Genomic DNA, 8,829 nt, shown 5'->3' with positions numbered 1-8,829 from the left:
TAGGTTGCTTTTTACTTTATAAATCAGGTAGGTTGAAAGGCAGACAAATTCTAAATACTGGTTAATTATTTATAACGGGTATTTTTATTCGCTAGGAAAACATTATGTATAGCATTCAATTAAACCACCATCATCACCATCATCCTGACTAGTCTTTCAGGCGATGAGTGCTGGAAGACGTTTAGGTAACGCTTCCGGTGGTCTGAGTGCAGACAATAAAATAAAAACCCCGGAAGGCAACTTCCGGGGTTTTTTTATAGCTAAATTTCATAACAAGAATACGGACAAAGATAGGGTAACATTATGTTAGATAAAGCAAGATTACGAATTGCCATGCAAAAATCAGGTCGTTTAAGTGATGATTCACGAGCACTTTTAGCGCGTTGTGGCATTAAAATAAACTTAAACCAACAACGCCTTATCGCTTATGCGGAAAATATGCCTATCGATATTTTACGTGTCAGAGATGATGATATCCCCGGTTTAGTGATGGACGGAGTGGTTGATTTAGGCATTATTGGTGAAAACGTATTAGAAGAAGAATTACTAAAACGCCGAGCACAAGGAGAAAATCCAAGTTATATCACACTACGTCGTCTTGATTTTGGTGCTTGCCGTTTATCTCTTGCTGCACCGGTTGATTTTGATTATCAAGGGGTTGAGTGCCTCAATAATACCCGTATTGCCACCTCTTACCCTAATCTATTAAAACGTTATTTAGACCAAAAAGGGATCACCTTTAAATCTTGCTTATTAAATGGCTCCGTTGAAGTCGCACCTCGAGCCGGTCTGGCTGATTCTATTTGTGATTTAGTTTCTACTGGCGCCACATTAGAAGCCAATGGATTAAAAGAAGTAGAAGTTATTTATCGTTCTAAAGCTTGTTTAATTCAACGTGACGGTGAAATGGACGCAACAAAACAAGCCCTTATCGATCGCTTAATGACGCGTATTCAAGGTGTTATTCAAGCGCGCGAGTCAAAATACATTATGTTACACGCGCCAAGTGATTGCCTTGAAGATGTTATCGCCCTATTACCGGGTGCTGAGCGCCCGACCATCCTTCCTTTAGCGGGTGATCAAAATCGAGTAGCAATGCACATGGTCAGCAGTGAAACCCTCTTTTGGGAAACGATGGAAAAACTAAAAGCATTAGGGGCAAGTTCAATTCTTGTTTTACCAATAGAAAAAATGATGGAATAAGGTGAGATGATGAAAACGGCGTTTAATACATTAAATTTCTGGGATAAATGCACCCAACAGCAACAACAACAGCTACTCACTCGCCCAGCGATATCCGCATCAGCGTCTATTACAGAGCAAGTTGCTACGATTATTTCTCAGGTACGCAACGATGGGGATAAAGCCCTTAAGGCACTGAGTCAAAAATATGATAAAGCGGCTCCCGATAGCGTATTGGTGACAAAAACACAGATTGACGCGGCTTGTGCAAGGCTCAATAACGAAATCAAACAAGCAATAGCGCAAGCCATGAGCAATATACGCCGTTTTCATGAAGCGCAAATTCCTAAAACCATTGAGGTAGAAACGCAACCTGGTGTATTTTGCCAACAAGTCAGTCGCCCTATTGATGCAGTAGGACTTTATATTCCCGGAGGATCAGCGCCTTTACTCTCAACTGTGATGATGTTGGGGCTACCGGCCCGTATTGCCGGTTGTCGCAAAATAATTTTATGCTCTCCGCCACCGATTGCTGATGAAATTTTGTATATTGCGCAACAAATTGGTATTGATGAAATATTCCAAGTCGGTGGTGCTCAAGCCATTGCTGCGATGGCTTTTGGTACAGAGTCTATCCCAAAGGTAGATAAAATTTTCGGCCCGGGAAATGCCTATGTGACAGAAGCAAAACGCCAAGTCAGCCAATCGCTACAAGGTGCAGCTATTGATATGCCAGCTGGCCCTTCGGAAGTATTAGTGATTGCTGATGCCGATGCTGATCCTGCCTTTATTGCCGCTGATTTACTATCACAAGCAGAGCACGGCCCTGACTCACAAGTGGTGCTATTAACCCCAGACGAAGCCCTTGCCAAAGCGGTCATTAGCGAGACGCAAACCCAATTAACACAATTAACTCGCGCAGAAATAGCACAACAAGCCTTAGCCGAAAGTCGTGTCATTATCACCCGTGATCTCAACCAATGTATTGAAATCAGTAATCGCTATGGGCCTGAACACTTAATTATTCAGACTAATGATGCAGACTCACTTGTTGATAGCATTACTAGCGCCGGCTCAGTGTTCTTAGGGGCTTGGTCTCCTGAATCAGCGGGAGATTACGCTTCTGGCACCAATCACGTACTACCTACATACGGTTATACCGCCACCTATTCGAGTTTAGGCTTAGCCGATTTTATGAAACGTATGACCGTACAAAAACTGACTGCTCAAGGTTTGGCTGATTTAGCCAATACCATTGAAATATTAGCGCAAGCAGAGCAATTAACTGCACATAAAAATGCCGTCACACTTCGCGTTAACGCCTTGGCTCAAGGAGATAACTAGCCATGAACACGCCCTTTGATATTACCCTATTAGCCAGAAAAAATGTTCGCCAGTTAACCCCTTATCAATCAGCGAGACGTTTAGGTGGAAATGGCTCGGTTTGGTTAAATGCCAATGAATACCCTACCGCTCCTGACTTTACGTTTAATGAAAAAAATTTAAACCGCTACCCTGAGTGTCAGCCGGTTAACGTAATTAATCGCTATGCAGCATATGCAGGCGTTCAACCTGAGCAAGTGTTAGTTAGCCGAGGTGCCGATGAAGCGATAGAACTACTGATCCGTGCTTTTTGTGAGCCTGGTAAAGATGCTGTTCTCTATTGTCCACCCACTTATGGTATGTACAGCGTCAGTGCGGAAACCTTTGGTGTAGAACAGCGTGTTGTCCCTGCTCTTGCTGATTGGGAGCCTGATGTCAAAGCCATTGCATCACAACTTGATAATGTAAAACTTATCTACCTATGCAGTCCCAATAACCCAACGGGCAATATCGTTGAGCCTTCACTGATCCGCGAAGTATTAGCATTAGCAAAAGATAAAGCCATTGTGGCTATTGACGAAGCTTATATTGAGTTTTGTCCTCAAGCATCACTAGTCACTTGGTTAAAAGAGTATCCGAATTTAGTCATTTTGCGAACTCTCTCTAAAGCTTTTGCATTAGCGGGACTGCGTTGTGGCTTTGCACTTGCCAATTCACCTGTTATTGAATTATTACTTAAGGTGATCGCCCCTTACCCACTTTCTACCCCGGTTGCTGATATTGCGGCACAAGCATTAACTGACCAAGGTATAGAAGCGATGAAACAACGGGTAACGGAAATTGTACGCAATAGAACATATTTAGCGGATGCACTAAAAAATTTACCCAATGTTGAACAGGTTTATTGTAGTGAAACCAACTATATTTTAGTGAAATTCACTGATGCTGATTGTGTTTTCCGCAGTTTATGGGATCAAGGGATTATTTTACGCGATCAACAGCGTCAATATGGGCTGGCAGGTTGTTTACGCATCTCTATCGGTACACGTCAAGAGTGTGATAGCGTGATAACCGCTATAAAAAATAGACAAACGGCAAACGTATAAACATCACTAATGATAACAATAAAAAATCACCACTGAGGGATCTCAACCATGAGCCAGAAAATTCTTTTTATCGATCGTGATGGAACTTTGATCACAGAGCCACCAACCGATCACCAAGTTGATAGTCTCAATAAGCTTGCCTTTGAAAATGGCGTTATTCCCGCATTACTCAACTTACAACAGGCGGGCTATAAGCTTATTATGATCACCAATCAAGATGGACTTGGTACAGACAGTTTTCCACAAGCGGACTTTGAACCCCCTCATAATCTCATGATGCAGATTTTTTCTTCACAAGGTATTGTTTTTGATGAAGTATTAATCTGCCCTCATAAACCTGAAGACAACTGTCCTTGTCGTAAACCTGAAACAGGGTTAGTCACCCAATATCTGGTTGAAAGTGCTCTTGATAAAACCAATAGCTATGTGATTGGTGATAGACAAACCGATCTACAATTAGCTGAAAATATGGGGATCAACGGATTACGTTATAACGCCAATGAATTAAGCTGGTCAGCTATCAGTGAATTGCTGACGAAAAAAGATCGCTACTCCCACGTTGAACGTAAAACCAAAGAGACACAAATTGCCATTGATATCTGGCTTGATCGTGAAGGCGAGAGCCAAATTAGCACTGGAGTTGGTTTTTTTGATCATATGCTAGATCAAATTGCCACCCACGGTGGCTTTCGTATGAATATCAATGTACAAGGGGATTTAGTCATTGACGATCACCACACCGTTGAAGATACAGGCCTTGCACTCGGCGAAGCACTGCGAGAAGCATTAGGTAATAAACGCGGCATTGCACGTTTTGGTTTTACTTTGCCTATGGATGAGTGCCTAGCAAGTTGTGCGCTAGATATTTCTGGACGCCCTCACCTTGAATATAAAGCAGAATTTAAATATCAGCGCGTTGGTGATTTAAGCACAGAGATGATTGAGCACTTTTTCCGCTCTCTCTCTTACACTATGGGCTGCACTCTACACTTAAAATCAAAAGGCAAAAACGATCACCACAAAGCAGAAAGTCTGTTTAAAGTATTTGGTCGTACCTTACGCCAAGCTATTCGTGTTGAAGGAAATACCTTACCCAGTTCAAAAGGTGTGCTGTGATGAAAGTCGTCATTCTTGATACAGGTTGTGCTAATTTAGCCTCGGTTGCATACGCCGTACAAAGGCTAGGTTACGATCCGATTATTTCTTATGAAAAAAATATCGTGTTATCTGCTGATAAACTGTTTCTACCCGGGGTGGGAACAGCTAGTGCCGCTATGGAACAACTAAAAGCCCGTGAACTTATCCCTTTAATTAAAGCGTTAACCCAGCCCGTATTAGGCATTTGCTTAGGGATGCAAATTTTGGCCTCTCTGAGTGAAGAAGGTCACAATATCCCTCTATTAGGATTAGTTGACGGTAATATCAATAAACTTGATACCAAAGGATTACCCTTACCGCATATGGGTTGGGATCAGGTATTAGCAAAACCCGCTCACCCTCTATTTCGCAATATTGACAGCGACGCTTGGTTCTATTTTGTTCACAGCTATGGTTTAGGGCTCAATGACTCAACCATAGCCGAAACAGAATATGGTTCACGCTTTAGCAGTGCCATTCAGAAAGATAATTTCTATGGGGTGCAATTTCACCCTGAACGCTCAGGAAAAGCGGGTGCTCAACTGATTAAGAATTTTTTGGAGATGTAACGCGTTATGATTATTCCGGCATTAGATTTAATTGATGGCAAAGTCGTTCGTCTTCATCAAGGTGATTATAATAAACAACGTGATTATGATGATGATCCGATCCGCCGCTACCAACAATATCAACAAGACGGAGCAAAATTATTGCATCTCGTCGACTTAACTGGCGCGAAAGATCCACTTGCACGGCAGATCCCACTATTAAAACAGCTAGTTGCCTGTGTTAACGTTCCTGTGCAAGTTGGTGGTGGTATTCGTAGCGAAGAAGATGTGAAGTCACTATTAGCCGCAGGAGCAAGTCGGGTTGTGATTGGCTCTACAGCGGTGAGCCAGCCCGAATTAGTCAAAACATGGTTTGAGCGTTATGGTGCTGATGCGATTGTACTCGCCCTTGATGTTCGTATCGACGAACAAGGTAAAAAATGGGTGGCGGTAAGTGGCTGGCAAGAAAACTCCCCCTATACACTAGAAGAGATCATCGCACTTTATCAACCTGTAGGATTAAAGCATGTATTGTGCACCGATATTTCTCGTGATGGCACCTTAGCCGGTTCTAACGTCGAACTGTATAAAGAAATTAGCCAGCGTTTCCCTGATATTTTATTCCAAGCTTCAGGCGGTATTGGTGATTTACAGGATATTGCAGCACTTCCTGGATCGGGTGTTGCGGGCATTATTGTTGGCAGAGCACTATTAGAAGGCAAATTCACATTACAAGAGGCGATATCATGTTGGCAAAACGCATAATTCCTTGTCTTGATGTTCGTGATGGACAGGTTGTTAAAGGTGTGCAATTTCGTAACCATGAAATTATTGGTGATATTGTTCCCTTAGCAGAACGCTACGCGAAAGAAGGTGCCGACGAGCTGGTCTTTTATGATATAACCGCCTCTTCTGATGGCCGAGTGGTCGATAAAAGTTGGGTATCGCGGGTAGCCGAAGTGATTGATATTCCATTTTGTGTTGCGGGTGGTATTCGCTCAGTAGAAGATGCCGGGAAAATTCTCTCTTTTGGGGCAGATAAAATCTCAATTAATTCCCCTGCACTTTCTGATCCAACACTGATTTCCCGCCTTGCCGATCGCTACGGTGTGCAGTGTGTAGTTGTGGGAATTGATACATGGTTTGATGAAAAAACTGGGGAATATCTCGTTTATCAATTTACGGGTGATGAAAAACGCACACAACAAACGCCATGGAAAACGCTCGATTGGGTACAAGAAGTACAGCAACGAGGTGCGGGGGAGATAGTGTTAAACATGATGAACCAAGATGGTGTAAGACAAGGCTATGATTTAAAACAACTCGCACTGGTACGCCAAGTCACTCAGGTTCCCATGATAGCTTCTGGCGGTGCAGGTGAAATGTCACACTTTCTGGATGCATTTAAATTAGCCAATGTTGACGGTGCCCTTGCCGCTTCCGTATTCCATAAGCAGATCATTAATATCAACGAATTGAAACAGTATCTCGCAGAAAATGGCGTTAAGGTAAGAATATAATGAATAATACAAAACTCGCCCAATTAGATTGGCAAAAAGTCGATAACCTAATGCCTGTCATTATCCAAAATGCTATTTCTGGTGATGTCTTAATGCTTGGTTATATGGATAAAGCCGCATTAGAAATGACGCTAAACAGTGGCAAGGTCACTTTCTATTCACGAACTAAACAACGTTTATGGACAAAAGGTGAAACATCAGGCAATTTCCTTAAATTAGTGGATATTTATCCTGATTGTGATAACGATACTTTACTTATTTTAGCTCACCCAATCGGGCCTACTTGTCATAATGGGACTGAAAGTTGTTTTGCTCCAGCTAAAAGCCAATGGGGATTTCTTTATGAGCTTGAGAACTTACTGCGCGAGCGTAAAAGCGCCTCGCCAGATAGCTCTTATACGGCACAACTTTATGCCAGCGGAACCAAACGTATCGCACAAAAAGTCGGAGAGGAAGGTGTTGAGACTGCTTTAGCTGCAACTGTTAATGATCGTGAAGAGTTAAAAAATGAAGCTTCTGATTTGCTCTATCATTTAATGGTGCTATTACAAGACCAATCGCTATCTCTATCTGATGTGATTGATTGCTTACAAAAGCGTCATAAAAAAGCGCAATAAAATAAGTGTCAGTCATTAAACTACATGACCACTTAATACTTAATAATATAAAAAACACCTCAAATACGACATTGATATTTGAGGTGTTAATTCTTTGCTTAAATAAGATGTTAACTTATATTAACCCTCTTATTTTTAGCGATTACATTGCTTGGCGGAATATCTCGATAACATCACTTTCACTACCTTGAACAGGGTTAGTGATGGCACATGCATCTTTTAATGCATTTTCAGCTAATGTTTTAAAATCTTCTTCTTTCACGCCTAATTCTTTCAGGCCTGCTGGAATACCGACATCTTTGGCGATTTTGCGGATCTCTTCAATACAAGCTTGCGCACCCTGCTCATCATTCATTGCCGAAACATCAACACCCATAGCTTGCGCTATATCTTTTAAACGACCTGCTGCTGCTTGGATATTATAAGCTTGAACATGAGGCAGTAATACTGCATTACATACACCATGAGGTAAGTTATAAAAACCACCTAATTGGTGAGCCATAGCATGCACATAACCTAAAGAAGCATTATTAAATGCCATACCCGCTAAAAATTGTGCATAAGCCATATTTTCACGTGCTGCTGTATCACCACCGTTTTCAACGACTTTACGTAAAGACTCACTGATCATCGTCACTGCTTTTAACGCACATGCATCAGTAATAGGATTAGCGGCAGTAGAGACATAAGCTTCAACAGCATGGGTTAACGCATCCATACCCGTAGCTGCGGTTAAACCTTTTGGCATACCAATCATTAACTCTGAATCATTTACAGATAAGATTGGTGTTACATTTTTATCAACAATAGCCATTTTAATATGACGCGCAGTATCCGTGATGATACAAAAACGTGTCATTTCAGAAGCAGTACCAGCGGTTGTATTAATTGCAATCAGTGGTAATTGCGGATGCTCAGAGCGATCAACCCCTTCATAATCGGCAATCTTACCACCATTGGCAGCGACTAGTGCGATACCTTTAGCACAGTCATGAGGAGAGCCACCACCTAAAGAGATAACACAGTCACATTGATGCTCTTTTAATAAGGCTAACCCCGCTTCAACATTTTCAACGGTAGGGTTTGGCGCTGTACCATCATAAGTAACGCTAGCAATACCTGATTTCGCCAGTAATTCACTCACTTTATTTACAACACCTAATTGATTTAAAACACTATCAGTAACAATCAGTGCTTTATGAAAGCCAAAGTCTTTCATTGAGTTTATCGCGTCTGCAAGACAACCTGCGCCTAATTTGTTTACTGAAGGGATATAAAATGTTGAACTGGCCATTATTGACTTCCTTTTAGTAATTTAATCTACGTTTTAATATGTTCTATTCTTTTTATTCTTAAATTGATCATTATCAATATAATGAATAAATATTAATTTTTT

9 protein-coding genes and 1 other annotated feature are annotated in these 8,829 nt (G+C 41.6%); of the genes, 8 read left to right on the top strand and 1 reads right to left on the bottom strand.

Annotated elements, in window-relative coordinates; translation table 11 throughout:
- The first annotated feature begins 127 nt into the window (after positions 1–127).
- Positions 128–259 (top strand) — a sequence feature (His leader region).
- A gap of 44 nt (positions 260–303) precedes the next feature.
- From hisG to hisIE, 8 genes are read left to right on the top strand one after another with little or no spacing between them, the layout of a single operon-like run.
- Positions 304–1,203, top strand: coding sequence for an ATP phosphoribosyltransferase (hisG, locus tag AACU98_RS00045; protein ID WP_004244529.1), 900 nt, complete (start codon positions 304–306; stop codon positions 1,201–1,203).
- A 6-nt stretch (positions 1,204–1,209) separates the two neighbouring features.
- Complete coding sequence (gene hisD / locus AACU98_RS00040) at positions 1,210–2,526, top strand: histidinol dehydrogenase (protein WP_017827734.1); 1,317 nt, start codon at positions 1,210–1,212, stop codon at positions 2,524–2,526.
- A gap of 2 nt (positions 2,527–2,528) precedes the next feature.
- Complete coding sequence (gene hisC, locus AACU98_RS00035) at positions 2,529–3,611, top strand: histidinol-phosphate transaminase (RefSeq protein WP_004252070.1); 1,083 nt, start codon at positions 2,529–2,531, stop codon at positions 3,609–3,611.
- 48 nt (positions 3,612–3,659) lie between these two features.
- A complete protein-coding gene (gene hisB / locus AACU98_RS00030) occupies positions 3,660–4,727 on the top strand; it encodes a bifunctional histidinol-phosphatase/imidazoleglycerol-phosphate dehydratase HisB (protein ID WP_004244526.1) in 1,068 nt (355 codons plus the stop codon).
- Positions 4,727–5,317: an imidazole glycerol phosphate synthase subunit HisH gene (gene hisH / locus AACU98_RS00025; RefSeq protein WP_004244525.1), complete on the top strand. Its 591-nt coding sequence runs from the start codon at positions 4,727–4,729 to the stop codon at positions 5,315–5,317. The genes hisB and hisH overlap by 1 nt, the downstream gene beginning before the upstream one ends.
- Before the next feature lie 6 nt (positions 5,318–5,323).
- The gene (gene hisA, locus AACU98_RS00020) at positions 5,324–6,061 is read left to right on the top strand and encodes a 1-(5-phosphoribosyl)-5-[(5-phosphoribosylamino)methylideneamino]imidazole-4-carboxamide isomerase (RefSeq protein ID WP_004244524.1); all 738 of its coding nucleotides are present in this window, start codon (positions 5,324–5,326) and stop codon (positions 6,059–6,061) included.
- Positions 6,043–6,816 carry an imidazole glycerol phosphate synthase subunit HisF gene (gene hisF, locus AACU98_RS00015; protein WP_004244523.1) on the top strand — a complete coding sequence of 258 codons (774 nt, stop codon included), beginning with the start codon at positions 6,043–6,045 and terminating at the stop codon, positions 6,814–6,816. Before hisA ends, hisF begins: the two co-directional genes overlap by 19 nt.
- Entirely contained in the window at positions 6,816–7,433 is a 618-nt protein-coding gene (hisIE, locus tag AACU98_RS00010; protein WP_004247598.1) for a bifunctional phosphoribosyl-AMP cyclohydrolase/phosphoribosyl-ATP diphosphatase HisIE, read from the top strand. The genes hisF and hisIE overlap by 1 nt, the downstream gene beginning before the upstream one ends.
- Before the next feature lie 142 nt (positions 7,434–7,575).
- On the opposite strand, the gene yiaY is transcribed toward hisIE, so the two are convergent.
- Positions 7,576–8,727 (bottom strand): L-threonine dehydrogenase, encoded by a 1,152-nt coding sequence (yiaY, locus tag AACU98_RS00005; protein WP_004244521.1) that lies wholly within the window; start codon positions 8,725–8,727, stop codon positions 7,576–7,578.
- Positions 8,728–8,829 lie beyond the last annotated feature (102 nt).

Source organism: Proteus sp. G4380, assembly GCF_963885725.1.
Classification (GTDB): domain Bacteria; phylum Pseudomonadota; class Gammaproteobacteria; order Enterobacterales; family Enterobacteriaceae; genus Proteus; species Proteus mirabilis.
This window is presented reverse-complemented; position numbering and strand designations above follow the sequence as displayed.